Below are 754 nucleotides of genomic sequence, written 5' to 3'. Positions count from 1 at the left end.
CCCCAGAAAATAAGGCAGGCTCATGCAACACCAGGGTAGAAATGGTGCTCGCGCAGAGCCCCGCGCACCTGCTCTACACGGGCATTGCTGAGCTGGCGATAATCCGGGTAAGGCGTCAGCAGCAGCCGTTTTTGCGGGTCCACAGCAATCTCCGGGGCGCCATGCAACGGCCGGGCACCGTGCCGCAAACCGCTAAAACGCAGCAGGTTTTCCTTGCCACCGATCCAGTGCCAGCAAGGCCCCTGAGCCAACACCGGTGCAAAACACAGCGCCGTCTCCTTAAACAGCACTTGATCCCGGTAGCGCCGCCAATCCTCCGCCACCGGGCACGCCACCTTGGCCAGCAGATTCAGGATCTTTCGCCAGTGATTGGAGTTGGCCGCCACCAGCGCGGCAGCATCCGGGACCATCCCCAGAGGCCGGTGAGGCAGATACAGCGTCAGTCCTGGCCGGGCAGCCCCCAGGTAATCCGCTTCAGGCATTACAACGTTCTCCTGTTTGAGGCGTTCGCATTCTACCGGGCGCGATACTGGAGGAGCGAAAACGAAAAAGGGCCTGTCGCATCACTGCGACAGGCCCTTCTCGTCTGAATCTGGTAGGCACGAGTGGATTCGAACCACCGACCCCCACCATGTCAAGGTGGTGCTCTAACCAACTGAGCTACGTGCCTAAAGAGGGTGGCAATTCTATGCAGCTTGATCCGTCAGGGCAAGACCCTCGTTGCAGATTACCAATCATCCGTGATCCAGCCGCG

Annotated in this window: 1 protein-coding gene and 1 tRNA gene; both read right to left on the bottom strand. The window is 60.1% G+C overall.

Features of this window, described 5'->3' with window-relative positions; all coding sequences use genetic code 11:
• Positions 1-20: 20 nt before the first annotated feature.
• Entirely contained in the window at positions 21-482 is a 462-nt protein-coding gene (locus A3754_RS03220; RefSeq protein ID WP_063518834.1) for a hypothetical protein, read from the bottom strand.
• A 111-nt stretch (positions 483-593) separates the two neighbouring features.
• Positions 594-670: transfer RNA gene (locus A3754_RS03215), tRNA-Val, on the bottom strand.
• Positions 671-754: the final 84 nt, after the last annotated feature.

This window comes from Alcanivorax sp. HI0083 (assembly GCF_001635175.1).
Note: the sequence above shows the minus strand (reverse complement) of the source record. Positions and strands in the feature narration are given on the sequence as shown.

What these genes read in the sequence shown, in the direction of transcription:
- A3754_RS03220 (WP_063518834.1), bottom strand. Translation starts at nt 482, where the DNA reads ATGCCTGAAGCGGATTACCTGGGGGCTGCCCGGCCAGGACTGACGCTG.